Consider the following 19,562-nt stretch of genomic DNA (forward strand, 5'->3'; position numbering starts at 1 on the left):
ATGGCCCGATGCCATTCCAGCTGCACGCCCCCTACGTCCCCAAGGGTGACCAACCCACCGCCATCGAAGCGATGGTGAAGGGCGTTGACGCCGGGGAACGCTTCCAGACCTTGCTGGGGGCCACCGGCACCGGCAAGACCTTTTCGATCGCCAACGTGATCGCCCGTACGGGGCGTCCCACCTTGGTGCTGGCCCACAACAAGACGCTGGCGGCCCAGCTCTGCAACGAGCTGCGGGAATTCTTCCCCAACAATGCCGTCGAATACTTCATCTCCTATTACGACTACTACCAGCCCGAGGCCTACGTTCCCGTCTCGGACACCTACATCGCCAAGACCGCCTCGATCAACGAGGAGATCGACATGCTGCGGCACTCGGCCACCCGCTCCCTGTTCGAGCGGCGTGATGTGATCGTGGTGGCCTCGATCAGCTGCATCTACGGCCTGGGCATCCCTTCGGAATACCTCAAGGCCGCCGTCAGGTTTGAGGTGGGCGACAAACTCGATCTGCGCGGTTCGCTCCGGGATCTGGTCAACAACCAGTACTCCCGCAACGACATCGAGATCAGCCGCGGCCGCTTCCGGGTGCGGGGCGATGTGCTCGAGATCGGACCCGCCTACGAAGACCGGCTGGTGCGGATCGAGCTGTTCGGCGATGAAGTGGAGGCGATCCGCTACGTGGATCCCACCACCGGCGAAATCCTCCAGAGCCTGGAGACCATCAACATCTACCCGGCCAAGCACTTCGTGACGCCCAAGGAGCGGCTGCAGGGGGCGATCCAGGCGATCCGCTCCGAGCTGCGCGAACGCCTGGATGTGCTCAATGGCCAGGGTCGGCTGCTGGAGGCCCAGCGCCTGGAGCAGCGCACCACCTACGACCTGGAGATGCTGGAGCAGGTGGGCTACTGCAACGGGGTGGAGAACTACGCCCGGCACCTGGCGGGCCGGGAGGCCGGCACGCCGCCCGAGTGCCTGATCGATTACTTCCCCGACGACTGGCTGCTGGTGGTGGATGAAAGCCATGTCACCTGCTCCCAGCTGCAGGCCATGTACAACGGCGACCAGAGCCGCAAGCAGGTGCTGATTGAGCACGGCTTCCGCCTGCCCAGCGCTGCCGACAACCGACCCCTCAAGGGGGACGAGTTCTGGGAGAAGGCGCGGCAGACCATCTTCGTTTCGGCCACCCCCGGCGCCTGGGAGCTGGCCCAGAGCCAGGGCCAGGTGGTGGAGCAGGTGATCCGCCCCACCGGTGTTCTCGACCCGATCGTGGAGGTGCGCCCCTCCGAGGGCCAGATCGATGATCTGCTCGGCGAGATCCGGGTGCGGGCCGAGCGTCAGGAGCGGGTGCTGGTCACCACCCTCACCAAGCGGATGGCGGAAGATCTCACCGATTACCTGGCCGAGAACGGGGTGCGGGTGCGCTATCTGCACTCGGAGATCCATTCGATCGAACGGATCGAGATCATTCAGGACCTGCGCAACGGTGCCTACGACGTGCTCGTCGGGGTCAACCTGCTGAGGGAGGGCCTCGACCTGCCCGAGGTGTCCCTGGTGGCGATCCTCGACGCCGACAAGGAGGGCTTCCTGCGGGCGGAACGCTCCCTGATCCAGACGATCGGCCGGGCGGCGCGCCACATCGATGGGGTCGCCCTCCTCTATGCCGACAACCTCACCGACTCGATGGCCAAGGCGATCTCCGAGACGGAACGGCGCCGCGTGATCCAGCACGCCTACAACGAACGCCACGGCATCACCCCCACCCCCGCCGGCAAGCGGGCGGGCAACGCGATCCTCAGCTTCCTCGAGCTCTCCCGCCGCCTCACCGACGACCAGCTGGAGGAGGCGGCCGACCAGGCCGAGCACAACGCGGTCTCGCTCGATGCGCTGCCCGAACTGATCAGGCAGCTGGAGGAGAAGATGAAGGTGGCGGCGAAGAGCCTGGAGTTCGAGGAGGCCGCCAACCTGCGCGATCGCATCAAGCACCTGCGCCAGAAGCTGGTGGGCCGGCCGGCGGCCTAGAGCGCCCGCCGATCCAGGGCTTCGGCCAGGCGGTTGGCGGCGGCAGCCAGTTCGGCCTGGGGGTCGGGTCCGGCATCGGCGGCCTTGATCTCCTCCTGGCGTTTCATCGCTTCGATGGTCCGTACGATCAGGAACACCACGAAGGCGATCACCAGGAAGTTGATCAGGGCCACGATCACCGCCCCGGCGGGCCAGGCGCTGATCGAATTCACCTGCGCTGCCTTCAGGGCCGGCTCCAGCAGGCTCGTCATCACCAGGCTGACGATCGCATCGACCACCTTGCCGAAGGCACCGCCGATCACCACGGCCACCGCCAGATCGACCACATTGCCCTTGTTGATGAAGTCCTTGAAGTCGCTCAGAAAGGAGCTGGCGGCGCGCCGGGCCATGGACATCGTTCGTGAAGGATGCCCTTTCCTACCGCATGGCCAGGGGGACTAACGCGGTCCCAAGGGTTCCAGGCGGAGCAGCTGGCCATCGCCGGCCCCGTCCGTCAGGACATACAGGAATCCGTCCGGTCCCTGGCGCACGTCCCTCACCCGGTTGCCGATGGGAATCTGCTGCTGCGGTGTCACCGATCCGTTCGGATTGGGGCGCAGGCGATGCACCTGCTGCGACACCAGTCCGCCGGCGAAGAGATCGCCGTGCCAGCCCGGATAGCGATCGCCGTCGTAGAGCGCCAGGCCGGAGGGCGCGATGGCGGGCGTCCAGACCAGCGCCGGATCGCGCAGGCCCGGGGCACTGCTGGCCGGTGCGATGGCGGGGCCGAAGTACTCGCGGCTGTGGGTCACCGTCGGCCAGCCGTAGTTCACCCCGGCCTCGATCCGGTTGAGTTCGTCGCCGCCCCTGGCGCCGTGTTCGCTGGCCCAGACCCGGCCATGGCGGCGATCGAGGGCCAGACCCTGGATGTTGCGGTGGCCGAGGCTCCACAGCCCCGGCAGGGCGTTGGGCCTGCCGGCGAAGGGGGTGCCCCCGGCGGGGCTGCCGTCGTCGTTGAGGCGCAGCACCTTGCCCAGGGCGCTGCCCGGGTTCTGGGCCTGGAGGCGGATCAGGGCCCCCTCCAGCTGGACCGGAGGATTGCCCCCATCACCGATGGCCAGCAGCAGGGTGCGATCGGGCAGCCAGAGCAGGCGGGAGCCGAAGTGCTGGCTGCCTGCCTTGCGCTGCGGCACGGCGAACAGCACCTGCAGGTCGGTGAGGGCTTGTCCGTCGAAGCGGGCCCGGGCCAGCCGGGTGTGGTTGGCGTCGGCGCTGCCGGCCGCATAGGTGAGATAGATCCAGCGGTTGGTGGCGAAGTCGGGATGGACGGCCACGTCCAGCAGGCCCCCCTGGCCGGCGGCCAGCACCTCCGGCACACCTCGGATCGGCTCCGGTTGCAGCACTCCGCCCCGCACCAGGCGCAGCCGGCCCGGCCGCTCCGTGATCAGCAGGTCGCCGTCCGGCAGCCAGGCCACCGCCCAGGGGTGCTCCAGTCCCCCCACCACCGGCACGCTGCGCACCGCGGCGGAGACGGCCGCCGGCTGGCAGCCCCCCAGGAGGGCGGGCACCAGCAGGAGCGCCGCCAGCCCGTTCAGGATCGGTGAACGGCGACGGGCCATGGCGTGGGGGAGATCTCCAGCAGCACCAGGTCGCGCAGGTCGTGGAGCAGGGCCAGTTCGGTGCTGCTGAGCTGGCGCGGCCGGGTGTCGATCAGACACAGGGTGCCCAGGCAGGTGCCATCGTCGAGGATCAGGGGCGAGCCGGCGTAGAAGCGGATGCGCGGCTCCCCCAGCACCAGCGGGTTGTCCGCGAAGCGGTCATCGAGCCAGGTGTCCGCCACCAGCAGATCCGACCTCTGCGCGATCGCATGGGCGCAGAAGGCCAGATCGCGGGAGGTCTGGCCGGTGGCCAGGCCGTGGCACGACTTGAACCACTGCCGCTCCGCATCGATCAGACTGATCAGGGCGATCGGCACGTCGAAGGCGGCGGCGGCGATCCGGGTGAGGCGGTCGAAGCGTTCCTCCCGCTCCGTGTCCAGCAGGCCGAGCTCATCCAGGCGTCGCAGGCGCCTCTCCTCGTCCCCCGGCGGCAGGGCCCGCTGCCAGCGGCAGGGGGTGCGCAGGCTCCAGGCCCGAAGCCTGGCGCGCAGGAAGCGTTCGGACATGGGCCGCACCAGCCACTCGCTGACCAGGGGGTCGTCCAGCCGGGCCAGGCTGTCTTCGGCGGCCAGCATCAGCACAGGAGTCTCGGCCACGCCGTTGCCCAGGGACTCCCGCAGCCGGCGGGTCAGACCGGGGCCGTCCGGATGGGCCACCGGTTCCAGCAGCAGCACCGAGGCCCCCTGCTGCTCAAGGGCCTCGATCAGCTGCGCTTCATCGCCGGTCACGCGGAAGGGCAGGCCCTCCAGGCGCAGGGCGGTGGTGAGGGCCGCCTCCAGGTCCCCGTCCGCCACCCACACCAGGGCCGGAGGGCCGCCGGGCGTCTCCGCCTGGCTTCCGCCTCCGCCAGCCTTCGCTTCGGCGCTGGGGCCTTCGCTGGGGGAGGTGCGCAGCACCAGCCCCTCCGAGGCCGCCATCACCTCCAGGGGGGAGCCCCGGTCGGCCAGATCGGCGTGCACCCGGGCCAGGATCAGGTCGATCGCCGCATCGTTGCGCAGGGGATCGTGGTGGGTGAGCACCAGCCGGGCCACACCGGCCTCCTCGCACAGGCGCACGGCGTACTCCACCGAGCTGTGGCCCCAGCCGAGCTTGGCGGGGAACTCCAGGGCCGTGTACTGGGCGTCGTGGATTACCAGGTCGGCCTCCTCGATGAACTCCGCGTAGTGCAGGTCGGGGCCGGACACCGGGCCGCGGCCGCTGGCCAGCTCGGCGGCGTGGGGTTCGTGGTCGCAGCAGTAGACGACCGTGGCCCCATCGGCCTGGAGCCGGTAGGCCAGGGTGAGGGCGGGATGGTTGAGGTGGTGGGTCGTCACCGTCACGTCGCCGACGCGGAAGGTGCCGACGCCCAGATCGTGGTACCGGATCGTGGCCGCGAACTGGTCGAGGGTGACCGGGAAGTAGGCGTGCTGCATCTGGCCGGAGAGCACGCTGCGCAGGCTGCCCGAGAGGCCGCTGGGCCCGTAGACGTCCCAGGCGTGGCCGGGGGCGAAGAAGGGGGCGAAGAAGGGAAAGCCCTGGATGTGGTCCCAGTGGGTGTGGCTGATCAGCAGGGACCCCTCCATGCCGTCGGGGCGCTCCTGCATCAGACCCTGGCCCAGGCCGTGGGCGCCGGTGCCGCAGTCGATCACCAGCAGGGTGCCGGTGTCGGAGCGGACCTCCACACAGGAGGTGTTGCCGCCGAAGCGGAAGGTGTCGGGGCCGGGTTTGGCGATTGAACCGCGGGTTCCCCAGAACCGGACCAGCATGCCGTCACCCAGTCGCCGCACCAACCCTAGGAAGGGCAGGCGCTTTCAGCTGCGGGTGCTTCGGTTCCCTCGGCGGCGTGCCGGGCCGTGCCGCCGAGGCCGAAGGCCTGGTGCACCGCCTGAAGGGCCCGCACCCCATCCGCCTCCGCCACCACGCAGCTGGTGCGGATCTCGCTGGTGGCGATCAGGGAGATGTTGATGCCCGCATCGGCCAGGGAACGGAACATCCGCGCCGCCGTGCCGGCGGTGCAGGCCATCCCGGCGCCCACGGCGCTGACCCTGGCGATGGCGGGACCCTCCTCGAAGCAGGCGCCGTCCCACTGGCGCAGGATCGGGGCCAGGGCCCGCTCGGCCCCCGGCCGGTCGTCGCGCCGCAGGGTGAAGCTCATGTCCCGCCGCCGGTCCTGCGGGCCGCCGTGGGTGCGCTCCGACTGCACGATGGCGTCGAGGCTGATGCCGGCGTCGGCCAGGGCCCGGCAGATGGCCGCGGCCGCCCCCGGCCGGTCGGGCACCCGCCGCACCGACACCTGCACCTGGTCGCGGTCGAGGGCCACGCCCCGCACCGCCGGATCGCCCAGGTGGCAGGGGGGTGGATCATGGCGCAGCTGCTGGTCGCTCAGCTCGAACGCCTCCCCGGCCGCCCGCAGGGCCCGGGCGCCCAGCTGGCCATCCACCACGCAACTCACCTTCACCTCGCTGGTGGCGATCAGGCGCAGGTTGATGCCGAGGCGGGCCATGGTGTCGAACAGGCGGGCCGCCACGCCGGGGCGGCCCAGGATGCCGGCGCCGGCGATGCTCAGCTTGGCCATGCCCGCTTCGGCCGTCAGCAGGGCCCCATCGGCCCCCATGGCGGCCAGCACCTCCTGACAGACCCGGCGGGCCGCTTCCATTTCCGACGCCGCCAGGGTGAAGGCGATGTCGTTGCTGGCGCCCTCGTGGATCGCCTGCACGATCAGGTCCACGTTCAGGCCGGCGGCGCCGAGGGCCTCGAACAGGGTGGCGGCCACGCCGGGCTGATCGGGTACGTGGGAGAGGGCCAGCACGGCCTGGTCGGCCTCCAGTTCGGCCCCGTCCACGGGCCGGCCCAGCTCCAGCCCCTCACTGCCGATCGACCGGGCCGGACCGCTGGTGAGCCGGGTGCCGGGCGCCTGGCTCCAGCTGGAGCGCACCGTAAGGGGCACCCCGTAGTTGCGGGCGATCTCCACGGCCCGGGGGTGGAGCACGGCGGCCCCGAGGCTCGCCAGTTCCAGCATTTCGTCGCAGCTGACGCTCGCCATCAGCTGGGCGTCGCTCACCTTGCGGGGATCGGTGGTCAGCACCCCGGGCACATCGGTGTAGATCTCGCAGCCGTCGGCGCCGAGGGCGGCCGCCAGCGCCACCGCCGAGGTGTCGGAGCCGCCCCGCCCCAGGGTGGTGATCTCCGGGGTGCCGGCATGGCCACTGCTGGTGCCCTGGAATCCGGCCACCACCACCACGTAGCCGTCCTCCAGCAGGCGGCGTAGCCGTTCGGTGCGCACCTCCAGGATCCGGGCCCGGCCGTGGGCCGATTCGGTGATGATCCCGGCCTGGGTGCCGGTCATCGAGACGGCGGGCACCCCTTCGGCGTGCAGGGCCATCGACAGCAGGGCGATCGACACCTGCTCCCCCGTGGCCAGCAGCATGTCCATCTCCCGCCGTGGCGGGTCGCTGCAGAGGCTGGCGGCCATGCCGGTGAGCTGGTCGGTGGTGTGGCCCATGGCCGACACGACGATCACCAGTTCGTGGCCCTCCTCGCGGCTGGCGGCGATGCGGCGGGCCACCGCCCGGATCCGTTCGGTGTCGGCCACCGACGTTCCCCCGAACTTCTGTATCAGCAGGCCCATGGGCTCGTCGCCGGCGCGTCGGGCTCGATTATCGACGCGGGGCGTGGCCGGGCTGGTCGTGCCAGCCCTGGGCGGCGGCGAGCAGGAAGCCGTCCCGGAAGGCGTCGCCGGGGTCGGCGCCGCGCTTGAGGGCGGCCTCCACGTCGAGCAGGCGGCGCAGCAGGGCCAGGAGCTGGTCGGGGGTGCGGCCGCGGATCTGCTTGCGCATCACATAGATCCGCTTGGGGTTGCCGATCCCTGCCGCCTTGGCGATCACGGCCACGTCCTGCTCGCCGCTGCGCTCCAGCAGGCACACCCACAGCCAGCCCCGGATCTGGCTGGCCAGGGCCGCCACGATGCGCAGGGCGGGTTCGTTGGCCTCCAGCAGGGCCTCCACCAGGGCGATCGCCTCGGCGGGGCGCTGGGCCAGCAGGGCATCGCCCACGGCCAGGCTGCTGGTGACCTGGCCGCCGATCAGGGCGGCCACCGCCTCGGCCGTGATGGGGCCCGCGGCGCTGCCGGCGTGGAGGGCCAGCTTCTCCAGCTCGCTGGCGAGCCGCAGGCCGTCGCTGCCGATCGCTTCGGCCAGGGCCTCGGCCGCCTCCGGTGCCAGGGCCAGCCCCCGCTCCCGGGCGGCGCACTCCACCCGTTCGATCTGGCCGGCCCCGTCCCAGATCGGTGGCAAGGTGAAGGACCGCTCCTCCGCCACGGCCCGCAGCCGCTTGGTGGTGCGCAGCCGGGCGTCGGGCTTGCCCTCGCTGACCAGGAACAGGTGGCCATCGGCGGGGATCAACTCGAGGGCAGCCTCCAGCTGGGTGGCCAGCTCCGCTGGATGGGCCTGGCAGAAGGGACTGCGCTGCAGCACCACCACCCGGGCCCCGCCGCCGAAGGGGGGCGTGCGGGCCTCCTCAAGGGCTTGGGCCGCCTGGCCGGGATCGGCCCCGTCGAGGCGGCTGAGGTTGATCGAGGCCCAGGCCGGATCCACCAGGGCCTCGATCCGGGCCGCCAGGGCCCGCTGGCGGGCGGCTTCATCGTCGCCCCAGTAGAGGTGAATCGGCATCAGGGCAGGGGTGGCCGCGGCGGCAGGGGTAAGGCGGCGAGCAGGCGGGGGTCCCGGCTGATCATCGCCGTGGCGCCCCCCTGCAGGGCCGAGGCCAGCTCCAGGGCGACTTCGGGTGCCATGGCGGGTGCCATCGCGGCGTGGAGGCCTGGCCGTTGCAGGCGCGCCGCCGCCAGGGCGACCTGGGGCGTGAGACTCACCAGGGTCCAGGCCGCGGGGTCGCTGAACACCGCTTCATAGCGGGCGGCCAGGGCTTCGTCCCCCAGGCGCAGGGGCCCTTCCATCAGCGTCATCAAAGTGGCCATGCTGAGCACGCCGCGCCAGTGGCCGGCGGCGATCGCGGCGATCAGGGGCTCCGAGTGGCGACTGGAGGCGTCGCCGCGCAGGTAAGGGATCAGCACCGTGGCGTCGACGGCCACAGCCGAGCCGAGGGTCAGGTGGGCGGCGCTGTCCAGGGGCTGGATCGGTCCGGGTTGGCTGGTTGTGTCCGGCCAGCAGGCGCGTCCGCTGCCCTTGAGGGCGATCAGGGCCTGCCGCTGGGGACGGTGGCGGCGCCAGAGCGGCACCAGGGCCGCCACCGGGTGACCGTGGCGCGCGATCAGGGTCTCTTCGCCCCCATGGGCCCGATCAAGCAGCTCGGCGAACCGCTTCCTGGCCTCCAGGACGCCGAGGGTGTCCATGGGGTGCTTGGCCGAAATCGAGTTCTGTACACAATGTACAGCTTTTGATTTTCTCGGCAGAGGCCCCTGCCCACCTGGAGCACGGGCAGGGTGCATCCCGTAGCCTCGCCCTTTCCGCCCCGGTGGCCATCACCGAGCCGGCGGGGCAGCGCGGAGCGCCGCAGGCGATGGACAGCCAGGCGATCAAGCCATTTCAGGCCTCGCTCGATCACCCGATCTTCCAGGAGAGCGTGCGACGCATCCGCGCCTGGCTGGGGCCCACCGGCCTGGTGGGGGTGGAGCAGGAGGTTCTGGAGCGCCTGGTGCACAGCAGCGGCGACCTGGCCCTGGCGCCGGATCTGCGCCTCGGTCCGGGGGCCTGCGCCGCCGGCATGGAGGCCCTGGCGGCCGGCGCGCCGATCCTCACCGACACGGCGATGGCCGCGGCGGCCGTGGCCCCCATGGCCCGGCGCACCTTCGCCAATCCGGTCCATTCGGTGCTGGCCTGGGCGCCGGCTGTCGCTCCGGCTGGTGGGACCCGGGCGGCGGCGGGTATGGAGCGGGCGCTGCTGGAGCACCCGGGGGCGGTGGTGCTGGTGGGCAGCGCCCCCACGGCCCTGGAGCGGCTGCTGGAGCTGGTCGAGGCCGGAACCATCGTTGCCCCGGCCCTGGTGATCGGCATGCCGGTGGGGTTCGTGGGGGTGGCCGAGAGCAAGCGCCACCTGGCGGCCAGCGCCCTGGTGCAGATCCGCCTGGAGGGCAGCAAGGGCGGGGCCGGCCTGGTGGGTGCCGCCGCCAATGCCCTGCTGCGCCGGGCCTGGCTGGATCAGGCGGCTCAAGATGAGGCAGCCCAGGATCAGGCGGCCCTGGATCCCGCCTGAAGGCCCACCGCCACATGGCTGTTGGCCTCGATGCGGCCCAGCACCTGGCGGGCCCGCAGCACCACCGAGGCGGGCACCCCGGCCAGCCGGGCCGCCTCGATGCCGTAGCTGCGGCTGGCGCCCCCCCGGCAGACCCTGTGTAAGAACACCAGGTCGTTGCCGGTCTCCTCCACCAGCACCTGGGCGTTGCCCACATTCGGTAGCAGCTCGGCGAGCTCGTTGAGCTCGTGGTAGTGGGTGGCGAAGATGGTGCGGGCGCCGATGCCGTCGGCCAGGTGCTCGGCGACGGCCCAGGCGATCGAGAGTCCGTCGAAGGTGGCCGTGCCCCGGCCGATCTCGTCGAGCAGCACCAGGGAGCGGGGGCTGGCGTGGTGAAGGATGTTGGCGGTTTCGGCCATCTCCACCATGAAGGTGGACTGGCCGCTGGCCAGGTCGTCCACTGCCCCCACCCGGGTGAAGATGCGGTCGGCGATGCCGAGACGGGCGGAGTGGGCCGGGATCCAGCTGCCGATCTGGGCCATCAGCTGCAGCAGGCCGCTCTGGCGCAGATAGCAGCTCTTGCCGCTGGCATTGGGGCCCGTGAGCACGATCAGGTCCGGTGCCGGAGCCCCAAGCTGCAGGTCGTTGGCGGTGAAGGACGCGTCGACCAGCAGCTGCTCCACCACCGGATGGCGCCCCGCCTCGATCACCAGCTCGCGGCCCTCGCTGAGTTCGGGCCGGCAGTAGCCGCCGGTGGCCGCCACCTCCGCCAGGGAGGCGAGGGCATCGAGTTCCGCCACCCGCCGGGCGGCCGCCCGCACGGGCCCGGCCGCTTCCCCCACGCTGCGGCGCAGCTCGCAGAAGAGGTCGTACTCCCGCTGGCAGGTGCGGGCGCGCAGCTGCAGGATCCGGCCTTCGCGGCCCTTGAGCTCCGGGGTGACGAAGCGTTCCTCGTTGGCCAGGGTCTGGCGGCGAATCCAATGCTCTGGCACCGCGGCGGCCCGGGCCCGGCTGACGGCCAGGAAGTAGCCGAAGCTGCGGTGGTACTGCAGGCGCAGGTTGGGGTTGCCGCTGGCCCGCCGTTCGATCGCCTCCTGACGGGAGAGCCAGGCCTCCTGGTCGTCGAGCTGGTTGCGCAGGCCGTCGAGCACCGGATCGACACCGTCATGGAGCAGCCCCCCCTCGCTCAGCGACAGGGGCGGCGTCTCCACCAGCTGGTGACGCACCTGTTCGGCCAGGGCGGCCAGCTCGGGCCAGGGACCCTTGAGGGCGGCCAGGGGGCCGCTGCGGCACTGGGCCACCAGGGCCGCCAGGCGGGGCAGGCGCTCGAGGCCATCGGCCAGGGCCACCAGGTCGCGGGCGGAGGCGCTGCCGGCGCCGGCCCGGCCCGCCAGGCGCTCCAGATCCCCCATGGGCCGCAGCAGCCGGCGCAGACCCAGCCGCAGGGGCCGCTGCTCCACCAGCTCGCTCACCGCCTCCTGCCGCTCCAGGATTGCGGCCCGGTCCACCAGGGGGGCCTCGATCCAGCGCCGCAGGCAGCGGCCGCCCATGGCGGTGGCTGTGCGGTCGAGGGCCCAGAGCAGGGAGCCCTGCAGGGCGCCGCCCAGCTGGGTGCGGGTGAGTTCCAGGTTGCGGCGGGTCTGGGCGTCGAGCACCAGCTGGTCGCCGGCATGCCAGAGCCGGGGCCTTTCCAGCGGGATGGCCGCGGCGCTCTCCGCCGCCGGGCCGGGTTCGGGCGCCGGCTGGGTGGTGTCCAGGTAGGCCAGCAGGCCCCCGGCGGCGCGCAGCGCCAGGGGGGCCTCCCCCAGCCCCAGGCCATCGAGGCTGGCCAGGCGGAAGCGGCGGCGCAGCAGGGCGGCGGCTTCGGTGGCGTCGAAGGGGGTGCGGGCCAGGGGGGTGAGCCGCAGACCCTCGGGGCACCAGGCCGGCGCCTCCGCCGGGCCGGGCCAGACCACTTCGGCGGGCTCCAGCTGCAGCAGCTCCTGGTGCAGGCTGCCGCTGCCGTCCCGTTCGGTCAGCCGGAACTCACCGGTGCTGACGTCGGCGACGGCCAGGCCCCAGCGGCCGGCGTGGCTGCCGTCCCCGTCGAGGACCACGGCGCAGAGCCAATTGTTGCGGCGGGCCGCCAGCATCCCCTCCTCCAGCACGGTGCCGGGCGTCAGCACCCTGGTGATGCCGCGGCGCAGCAGGGCCCCCTTGGCGGGGGTGGCCTCCAGCTGGTCGCAGAGCGCCACGCTGAGGCCGCGGCGCACCAGGTCGGCGCAGTAGCGCTCGGCGGCGTGGTGGGGGATGCCCGCCATCGGCACCCGGCCCAGGGCTTTGCCGGCGTCCTTGCCGGTGAGGGTGAGCTCCAGCAGGCGCGAGAGCAGGATCGCGTCCTCGAAGAAGAACTCGAAGAAGTCGCCGAGGCGGTAGAGCAGCACCCGGTCCGGATGGGCCGCCTTCAGCTCCACGTAGTGCCGCAGCACCGGCGTGAGGGCCGCCGGGTCCACCAGGGAATGGTGGTGCCAGCGGGGCAGGTCGTCCCCGGCTTCCGGGCCGGCGTCGCCTGGCGGCGTCGGGGAGCCGCTGGCGTCGCCACCGCCCGGGTCACCGGCCTGCTCGCCGTCGCCCTCTTTGCCGTCGGCCTCGTTGCCGGTGGCGGCCACGGCCGGTGGCCGCTGCCGGCGGGTGCGGGGCCGGGCGCTGGCATCGGCCAGCAGGGCCTGGTCGTCCGGGGCGCCCCCATCCGACGCCGAGTCCGGCGCCAGCGAGGTGGGCTCGGGTTCGCCCCCGAACAGGTCCCCTTGCAGGGCCGGATCGTCCGCGAGCGTGAGCTGCTGCTGGACTTCCCTGGCCATGGGTCTGCCGTCAGGAGCGTCCCGATCGTAAGGGGATCGGGTCGGGGGGCTGGCCTGGGTGGCCCTGCTGCTGCTCAACTGGGGCATGAGCTTTTTCGTGGTCTGACCCCTTGACGGTTTTCGAAGGTCGCTTCACCGATGTCGCCGGTCTGCGGATCGGCCTGGTGATCGCCCGCTTCAACGATCTGGTGACCGGCAAGCTGCTCAGCGGCTGCCTCGATTCCCTCTCCCGCCACGGCATCGACGTCAGCCCCGAGAGCACCCAGCTCGACGTGGCCTGGGTGCCGGGCAGCTTCGAGATTCCCCTGGTGGCCCAGCGGCTGGCCGCCAGCGGCCGCTACCAGGTGGTCATCACCCTGGGGGCGGTGATCCGGGGCGACACCCCCCACTTCGATGTGGTGGTGGCCGAGGTGAGCAAAGGGGTGGCCGCCGTGGCCCGCGACACCGGCGTGCCGGTGATCTTCGGGGTGCTCACCACCGACACCCTGCAGCAGGCCCTCGAGCGGGCCGGCATCAAGAGCAACCTGGGCTGGAGCTACGGCCTCCAGGCCCTGGAGATGGGCAGCCTGATGGCAGCCCTGCCCGCCCAGCCATGAAGCGCAAGGGACTGATCCTGGCGGGGGGAAGCGGCACGCGCCTGGCCCCCCTCACCACCGCCGTCAGCAAGCAGCTGGTGCCGGTCTACGACAAGCCGATGATCTACTACCCGCTCAGCACCCTGATGCTGGCGGGCATCCGCGAGGTGCTGGTGATCACCACCCCCACCGACCAGCCGGCCTTCGAGCGGTTGCTGGGGGATGGATCCGGCTGGGGCATGGAGATCCGCTATGCGGTGCAGCCCAGCCCCGATGGGCTGGCCCAGGCGTTCCTGATCGGCGCCGAGTTCCTCGACGGCGCACCGGCGGCCCTGGTGCTGGGCGACAACCTGTTCCATGGCCACGACCTGATCCCCCAGCTGCAGGGGGCCAACGGCGAGCGGCCCGGGGCCACGGTGTTCGCCTACCCGGTGAGCGATCCGGAGCGCTACGGGGTGGTGGAGTTCAGCGGCGATGGCCGGGTGCTGAGCATCGAGGAGAAGCCGCCCCAGCCGCGCAGCCGCTATGCGGTCACGGGCCTGTACTTCTACGACCACACCGTGGTGGAGCGGGCCCGCCAGGTGCGTCCCTCGCCGCGGGGCGAGCTGGAGATCACCGACCTCAACCAGCTCTACCTCGATGAGGGCCTGCTGCGGGTGGAGCTGATGGGCCGCGGCATGGCCTGGCTGGACACCGGCACCCCCGATTCCCTGCACGAGGCCGCCAGCTACATCCGCACCCTCGAGAAGCGCCAGGGCCTCAAGGTGGGCTGCCCCGAGGAGGTGGCCTGGCGCCTGGGCTGGATCGACCACGGCCAGCTGGAGCGGCTGGCCCTGCCCCTGAAGAAATCCGGCTACGGCGACTACCTGCTGCGCCTGCTGCAGGAGGCCGCCAGCGACCACCAGGCCCTGGAGCCCCAACGATGAACGTTCAGTTCCTGGCCATCGACGGCCCCCTGCTGCTCACCCCGGCGGTCTACGCCGATGAGCGGGGCTGGTTCAGCGAGAGCTGGAACCGGCGCCGCTTCGCCGAGGCCCTCGGACGGGAGGACGCCGATGCCCCCGAGTTCGTGCAGGACAACCACTCCCGCTCCGTGCAGGGGGTGCTGCGGGGCCTGCATTTCCAGCGGGCTCCGCACCCCCAGGGCAAGCTCGTGCGCTGCACCGTCGGGGAGGTGTTCGATGTGGCCGTCGACCTGCGCCGGGACTCCCCCACCCTGGGCCAGTGGGTGGGCGAGCGGCTCAGCGCCGAGAACCAGCGCCAGCTGTGGGTGCCGGTGGGCTTCGCCCACGGCTTCCTGACCCTGAGCGCCGTGGCCGAGGTGCAGTACAAGACCGCCGGCTACTGGAACCGGGATTGCGAGCGCTCCCTGGCCTGGAACGACCCGGCGATCGGCATCGACTGGCCCCTGCAGGAGCTGCCGGCGCCCCACCAGCCCCTGCTGGCCCCCAAGGACGCCGCCGCCCCCGGTCTGGGGGCCCTGGCGGCCGCCGGCGATCTGTTCGCGCCCGACAACGTGTGAAGGATGGCTCCGGCGGCGGGCAGGGCCCCGCGCTGCATGGCAGGATCGCCCACGCTGCCTGATCCGGCCCCGAGCCTCCCTGCCCCATGCAGATCCTCAATACCCTCACCGTTCTGGCCTTGGTGGTGATGTCCTTCGCCCTGATCGTGGCGGTGCCGGTGCTCTACGCGAGCACCGAGGACAGCGGCCGCTCCAACCGCCTGATCCTGATCGGCGGTGCCGCCTGGGTGGCCCTGGTGCTGGTCAACTGGGGCATGAGCCTGCTGGTGGTCTGAGCCTGCCCTTCAAGTTCTTGGAAGGTCTTCCAGGACATTGAGACCCACGGATCAGACCCACGGAATGTCTTGGAGATTTCCTTGGCTGGTGCTTAGGCGATCAGCGGGTATCTCCCTCAGCGGCCATCTGGACTGTGTACGAGCCAAGGCTTCGATCCCCACGGAACCCATCGCCAGATTGACGGTGTCAGCACGCCCGGTGCATAAGGTGGAGTGTCTGCTGACAGAGAGGGTCACGTGAACGGCATAGGGCGCAGAATTCCCCTGGCTCTGTTCACCTACAACCGACCGGCCCATACAGCGGCCACCTTGAAAGCTCTCTTTGCCTGCAAGGGGAGGGAGTCCTTCGATTTCTTCTTTTTCTCCGATGCCCCCCGGCGCCCCGAGGATCGTGAGTCCGTCGAAGCAGTTCGTCGTCTGCTCAGGGAGCAGGCGCCACTGTTCGATGCGGAAGTTATCGAGCAATCCACAAATCAGGGACTGGCCCGCTCGATCGTCGGAGGCGTCGATCGACTCTGTGCTTCCCATGGCTGGGTTGTCGTTCTCGAGGACGATCTACTCGTGGAGGTTTCATTCCTTGAGTTCATGGCTGTGGCCTTGGTCTATTATGAACATCGTTCTACCGTGATGCAGGTGGGCGCCACAACTCTTGCGCCGCCGCAGCGTCAAACGGGTGGTGCTTTTCTGCTGCCGGTGACGACTACCTGGGGTTGGGGAACCTGGCAGAGAGCCTGGAAGTCCTTCTCCTGGACTCCGCAAGGGTGGCCACAATGCGCTGACGATGCCGACTGGTTGTCTGTATTTCAGCTGGGTGGAGCCTCTGATTATGTAGCAATGCTGGAGGATCGTCTTGCCGGCCGCAACGATTCCTGGGGCATCCTCTGGTGGTATGCGGTCTCCCGGGTGAGGGGAAAGGTGGTGTACCCCTCCCGCAGCCTTGTTCGCAACATCGGCTTTGATGGAACGGGAGTTCACTGCGGCAAGGAGTCACTCTTCGAATTCCCCGAGCATTATGGGGCACACGATCGGGACTGGTCTCATGGAGGTGTGAACTTCCCCGAGGAGGATGATGTCTGTGCTGCTGATTACCAACTCCTTCAATCCGTTCTGAGCGGAAGGTCCACCACTGTTTCTTCCTGGAGGCTGCGTTGGAAGAACATCATTTCTATTCTCAAAGGACGAATCAACCGTGGCTTGGTTTGACCCGCTGCGCCAGCACGTCCGAAGGGTGCTGACCCGGGCTCACTCGGATGGGAGAGCGTCCAGCAATCGAATGGCAGATTTTGGTACTGATGCCTGCCTGGGTTCAGAAGGAGTGATCGAGAATTTTCGAGGTGATCCTGCCTGTATCCGCCTGGGACAGCATTCCTACTGCCGTGGGCGTCTTTTAACCTATGGCCATGGTGGGCATATCAGCATTGGAGATTGGTGCTACATCGGAGTGCGCAGTGAGATCTGGTCCATGGAGTCCATTCAAGTTGGTAATCGAGTTCTGATCGCCCATGATGTGAACATCCATGATGGCACTGCCCATTCGCATGACCCCCTTGAGCGTCATCGTCATTTCCGCCAGATCATTGAGCGCGGCCATCCGCGCACGGCTGCCGAGTTGCCTGGAGTCAGCTCATCGCCCATCGTCATCGAAGATGACGTCTGGATCAGCTTCGGTGTGACCATCCTCAAGGGGGTCCGCATTGGCGCTGGTAGTGTGATTGCGGCGAGATCCGTGGTCACCAAGGATGTGCCAGCAGGCATGTTGTACCGGAACCAGCTCTTTCCTATCCTTGAGCCATTGCCCTGACACCGCCGCCCATGCGACTCTCCAAATCCTCATTGGCACGGTTGATCAGCGAGCCGGTACTCAATCAATTGCAGTCACTGCTTTCCGGCCAATTCATGTCCGTTGGAGCGCAGCTTGACCACCAACTGATGTTGCAGGGCCGTGCTCTTGCGGTGCAGAATGCGCAGCGATCCCCATTGAGCATGTTACAGGAAGCGGAATTCAAGGTTTTTTCTCAATACGGTGAGGATGGCATCCTTCAGTACCTTATTCGAGAAGCTGGCATCACCCGAGACGAACAGATATTCATCGAGTTTGGCGTGCAGAACTATTTGGAGTCAAACACAAGGTTTCTTCTTCAGAACGATCACTGGAAAGGCCTGATCATTGATGGTAGTACTGCCTACATGGAGTCAGTGAGGCGAAGTGAATTGTATTGGCGTCACGACATCACGGCCCTGGCCGCGTGGATTGACAGGGACAACATCAATGACCTTTTTCTTCAGTCTGGCTTTCGTGGGCAGATAGGCATTCTGAGCATAGATATTGATGGTAATGACTATTGGGTCTGGGAAAGGATTGAGGCTGTCAATCCTGTGATTGTTGTAGTGGAATGGAACAGTGTGTTCGGACCCGATCATGCAGTTTCCATTCCCTATGATCCCGCTTTCGACAGGGCGTCAGCACATTATTCCTGTCTGTACTGGGGTGCTTCCATGGCGGCCTTTGAGTCTTTGGCGGATCGAAAAGGCTATGCACTGCTTGGTTCCAACAAGGTCGGCAATAATCTATTCTTTGTGCGGCGGGATCGTTTGGGCTCCTTGCAGCCCCAGACAACCAGATCGGCCTACGTTGAATCGCGCTTCAGAGATTCAAGGGACAATCAGGGGCGTTTGAACTTCCTGAGTGGGCGCGCTCGATATGATCAGATCAAGGACTTACCGGTGATCGAAGTCATCACAAACGCGCTCACCACCTTGTCCAGCTTGGAACAATCGTGTTAGGGTCCTTCAATGGAAAGTGTGACAGTCACCTGATGGGAGGTTTGACTTGGTCGCAAGCCGTGCAGATGCTACGGGAGGATCCGGAGCAGCAAGCCCTCGTCAAAGCCTGTTATTACGACGATCCGCTGCAAGAGGCGGCCGACCGGTTCTGGCGAAGTCTGGAATGGAAGCTGATTTCTGAGTACCTGCCGAATGTTCCTGGAGATGCCCTGGACCTTGGTGCAGGTAGGGGCATCAGCAGCTATGCCCTGGCCCGTGATGGCTGGCGTGTAACGGCGCTTGAGCCGGATCCAAGCCCACTGGTTGGTGCCGAGGCCATTCGATCACTCGCTGGCGAGACCGGGTTACCGATCCAGGTTGTCAGTGACTATTCCGAGACCCTTCCCTTTTTGGACGGCAGCTTTGATCTTGTCCACTGCCGGCAGGTCCTGCATCATGCACAGGACCTCCTGCAGACATGCAGGGAGATTGGTCGTGTGCTCAAGCCCGGCGGTATGATGATTGCCACCCGTGAGCATGTGATCAGTAAGCCTGAGGATCTGCAGACCTTCCTGGATCAGCATCCGCTCCACCATCTCTATGGAGGAGAAAATGCTTTCATGCTTCGGGACTATACGCATGCGATACGATCCGGAGGGCTCAGTATTATTCACACGCTGGCGCCATTTGACTCGGCTATCAATTATTTTCCCGCAACAGATCAGCAGATTTACAATCTCTGCTTGGGGTACTTATCCCGGTTAACCGGAAAGCGCATTGCGACTCACTTGGTAACGAACTCTCTTTTTGGGAATCGTGTGTTGGAACTTTGCAGAAAGGCATCCAACACCATCAATCAGTCGCCCGGGCGACTCTATTCTTTTGTGGCCATAAAGCCCCATGGCTGATCCTTCGTCCCTTGTTCGTAGTTATTCACCAAGACGAACGTTCCAGACTCCGATTCGCTCGATAGCGATGGCTTGGAGAGAAATCTATGTTTCTCGCCACGTGATATGGCAACTCTTCGCACGTGATTTTGTCGCCAATCTGCGGCAAAAAGTCTTGGGTTATCTTTGGGTGATCATCACTCCTTTGCTTGCCATAGCAAGCTTTGTATTTTTGAATTATGCTGGAGTGCTGAATCCAGGTGAGATGAGTATCCCCTACCCGCTGTTTGTCTACATTGGCACAAGTCTTTGGGCGCTGCTGATGGCAACGATTACAACTGTCGCCAATGGCTTGATTGGCAATTCAGATCTAATAATCCGTACCAATATTCCAAAAATAGGCCTTTCTCTTACTGGCTTGGCCAACGTTCTCTATAATTATATTGTTGGAGTCGTGTTGCTGCTTGTTGTTTTTGCTTTTTTTAGGCTTTCACCGCACCCTGGCATCCTCCTATATCCCATTGTCAGTCTTCCCATCATTGCCTTGGGCGTGGGAGTCGGGCTTGTTCTTGCGGTGGTTGGCACCGTTGCCAGAGATGTGACCCCCATCGCCGTGAGCATTCTGGGATTGCTGATGTATGTCACGCCTGTCGTCTTCAACGCGGATCTCTCCAATCCTGTGCTTCGGCGCATCATCATTGCCAACCCCCTGACCTACCTGGTGGATACTCCAAGAAGCTTGGCGACGCTGGGAGTGATTCCCAGCCCCATAGGTTATTTCTTGGCCACCCTGCTTTCTTTGGTCATGCTATGGATTGGCATCCACGCGTTTTATCTTGTGCAAGACAAAGTGGCGGAGAGATTATGACATGAGATCTGA

General features: G+C 67.7%; 17 protein-coding genes and 2 pseudogenes. 12 read left to right on the forward strand and 7 right to left on the reverse strand.

The annotated features are described in order from the left end of the window. The first annotated feature begins 8 nt into the window (after positions 1-8). The gene (gene uvrB, locus KBZ04_RS00495; RefSeq protein WP_254989959.1) at positions 9-2,018 is read left to right on the forward strand and encodes an excinuclease ABC subunit UvrB; all 2,010 of its coding nucleotides are present in this window, start codon (positions 9-11) and stop codon (positions 2,016-2,018) included. Here the strand turns inward: uvrB and mscL are convergent. Genes mscL through KBZ04_RS00525 form a run of 6 tightly spaced genes read right to left on the reverse strand, consistent with a single transcriptional unit; the run spans position 2,015 to position 8,981 of the window. Beyond that, positions 2,015-2,407 (reverse strand): large conductance mechanosensitive channel protein MscL, encoded by a 393-nt coding sequence (gene mscL / locus KBZ04_RS00500; protein WP_254989960.1) that lies wholly within the window; start codon positions 2,405-2,407, stop codon positions 2,015-2,017. The genes uvrB and mscL overlap by 4 nt on opposite strands. A 48-nt stretch (positions 2,408-2,455) precedes the next feature. Then, positions 2,456-3,616 carry a PQQ-dependent sugar dehydrogenase gene (locus KBZ04_RS00505; protein ID WP_254989961.1) on the reverse strand — a complete coding sequence of 387 codons (1,161 nt, stop codon included), beginning with the start codon at positions 3,614-3,616 and terminating at the stop codon, positions 2,456-2,458. Next, positions 3,589-5,400 (reverse strand): MBL fold metallo-hydrolase, encoded by a 1,812-nt coding sequence (locus KBZ04_RS00510; RefSeq protein ID WP_254989962.1) that lies wholly within the window; start codon positions 5,398-5,400, stop codon positions 3,589-3,591. Before KBZ04_RS00510 ends, KBZ04_RS00505 begins: the two co-directional genes overlap by 28 nt. 26 nt (positions 5,401-5,426) lie before the next feature. Beyond that, on the reverse strand, positions 5,427-7,262 hold the full coding sequence (locus KBZ04_RS00515) for an aspartate kinase (RefSeq protein WP_254989963.1): 1,836 nt from the start codon (positions 7,260-7,262) through the stop codon (positions 5,427-5,429). Positions 7,263-7,290: 28 nt separating this feature from the next. Then, positions 7,291-8,301, reverse strand: a complete 1,011-nt coding sequence (gene holA, locus KBZ04_RS00520; RefSeq protein WP_254989964.1) for a DNA polymerase III subunit delta — start codon at positions 8,299-8,301, stop codon at positions 7,291-7,293. Continuing rightward, positions 8,301-8,981, reverse strand: coding sequence for a type II toxin-antitoxin system prevent-host-death family antitoxin (locus KBZ04_RS00525; protein ID WP_254989965.1), 681 nt, complete (start codon positions 8,979-8,981; stop codon positions 8,301-8,303). The genes holA and KBZ04_RS00525 overlap by 1 nt, the downstream gene beginning before the upstream one ends. Positions 8,982-9,148: 167 nt before the next feature. Here KBZ04_RS00525 and KBZ04_RS00530 point away from each other — a divergent pair, with 167 nt between their 5' ends. After that, positions 9,149-9,841, forward strand: a complete 693-nt coding sequence (locus KBZ04_RS00530) for a precorrin-8X methylmutase (RefSeq protein WP_254989980.1) — start codon at positions 9,149-9,151, stop codon at positions 9,839-9,841. Here KBZ04_RS00530 and mutS read toward each other — a convergent pair. Next, positions 9,817-12,660 carry a DNA mismatch repair protein MutS gene (gene mutS / locus KBZ04_RS00535; protein WP_254989966.1) on the reverse strand — a complete coding sequence of 948 codons (2,844 nt, stop codon included), beginning with the start codon at positions 12,658-12,660 and terminating at the stop codon, positions 9,817-9,819. The genes KBZ04_RS00530 and mutS overlap by 25 nt on opposite strands. Before the next feature lie 110 nt (positions 12,661-12,770). On the opposite strand from mutS, the gene ribH reads away from it, so the two are divergent. The 10 genes and pseudogenes from ribH (at position 12,771) to KBZ04_RS00580 (ending at position 19,550) form a co-directional block, all read left to right on the forward strand. Then, positions 12,771-13,256 carry a 6,7-dimethyl-8-ribityllumazine synthase gene (ribH, locus tag KBZ04_RS00540; RefSeq protein ID WP_216919378.1) on the forward strand — a complete coding sequence of 162 codons (486 nt, stop codon included), beginning with the start codon at positions 12,771-12,773 and terminating at the stop codon, positions 13,254-13,256. After that, the gene (rfbA, locus tag KBZ04_RS00545; RefSeq protein WP_254989967.1) at positions 13,253-14,161 is read left to right on the forward strand and encodes a glucose-1-phosphate thymidylyltransferase RfbA; all 909 of its coding nucleotides are present in this window, start codon (positions 13,253-13,255) and stop codon (positions 14,159-14,161) included. Before ribH ends, rfbA begins: the two co-directional genes overlap by 4 nt. Next, complete coding sequence (gene rfbC, locus KBZ04_RS00550; RefSeq protein WP_254989968.1) at positions 14,158-14,757, forward strand: dTDP-4-dehydrorhamnose 3,5-epimerase; 600 nt, start codon at positions 14,158-14,160, stop codon at positions 14,755-14,757. Before rfbA ends, rfbC begins: the two co-directional genes overlap by 4 nt. A gap of 86 nt (positions 14,758-14,843) precedes the next feature. Continuing rightward, on the forward strand, positions 14,844-15,032 hold the full coding sequence (gene psbZ / locus KBZ04_RS00555; protein ID WP_094584244.1) for a photosystem II reaction center protein PsbZ: 189 nt from the start codon (positions 14,844-14,846) through the stop codon (positions 15,030-15,032). Positions 15,033-15,269: 237 nt separating this feature from the next. Then, positions 15,270-16,235: a hypothetical protein gene (locus KBZ04_RS00560; RefSeq protein ID WP_254989969.1), complete on the forward strand. Its 966-nt coding sequence runs from the start codon at positions 15,270-15,272 to the stop codon at positions 16,233-16,235. Between the two features lie 70 nt (positions 16,236-16,305). Then, positions 16,306-16,521, forward strand: a pseudogene (locus KBZ04_RS14315) (hypothetical protein); the annotation flags it as partial. A gap of 150 nt (positions 16,522-16,671) precedes the next feature. Next, positions 16,672-16,776 (forward strand): annotated as a pseudogene (locus tag KBZ04_RS14320) (acyltransferase); the annotation flags it as partial. A gap of 68 nt (positions 16,777-16,844) precedes the next feature. Further along, a complete protein-coding gene (locus KBZ04_RS00570; RefSeq protein ID WP_254989971.1) occupies positions 16,845-17,816 on the forward strand; it encodes a hypothetical protein in 972 nt (323 codons plus the stop codon). Between the two features lie 32 nt (positions 17,817-17,848). Then, complete coding sequence (locus KBZ04_RS00575; protein WP_254989972.1) at positions 17,849-18,703, forward strand: class I SAM-dependent methyltransferase; 855 nt, start codon at positions 17,849-17,851, stop codon at positions 18,701-18,703. Beyond that, positions 18,696-19,550, forward strand: a complete 855-nt coding sequence (locus tag KBZ04_RS00580) for an ABC transporter permease (RefSeq protein ID WP_254989973.1) — start codon at positions 18,696-18,698, stop codon at positions 19,548-19,550. Before KBZ04_RS00575 ends, KBZ04_RS00580 begins: the two co-directional genes overlap by 8 nt. The last annotated feature ends 12 nt before the right edge of the window (positions 19,551-19,562 follow it).

The organism is Cyanobium sp. N5-Cardenillas, from assembly GCF_024345515.1.
Lineage (GTDB): Bacteria > Cyanobacteriota > Cyanobacteriia > PCC-6307 > Cyanobiaceae > Cyanobium.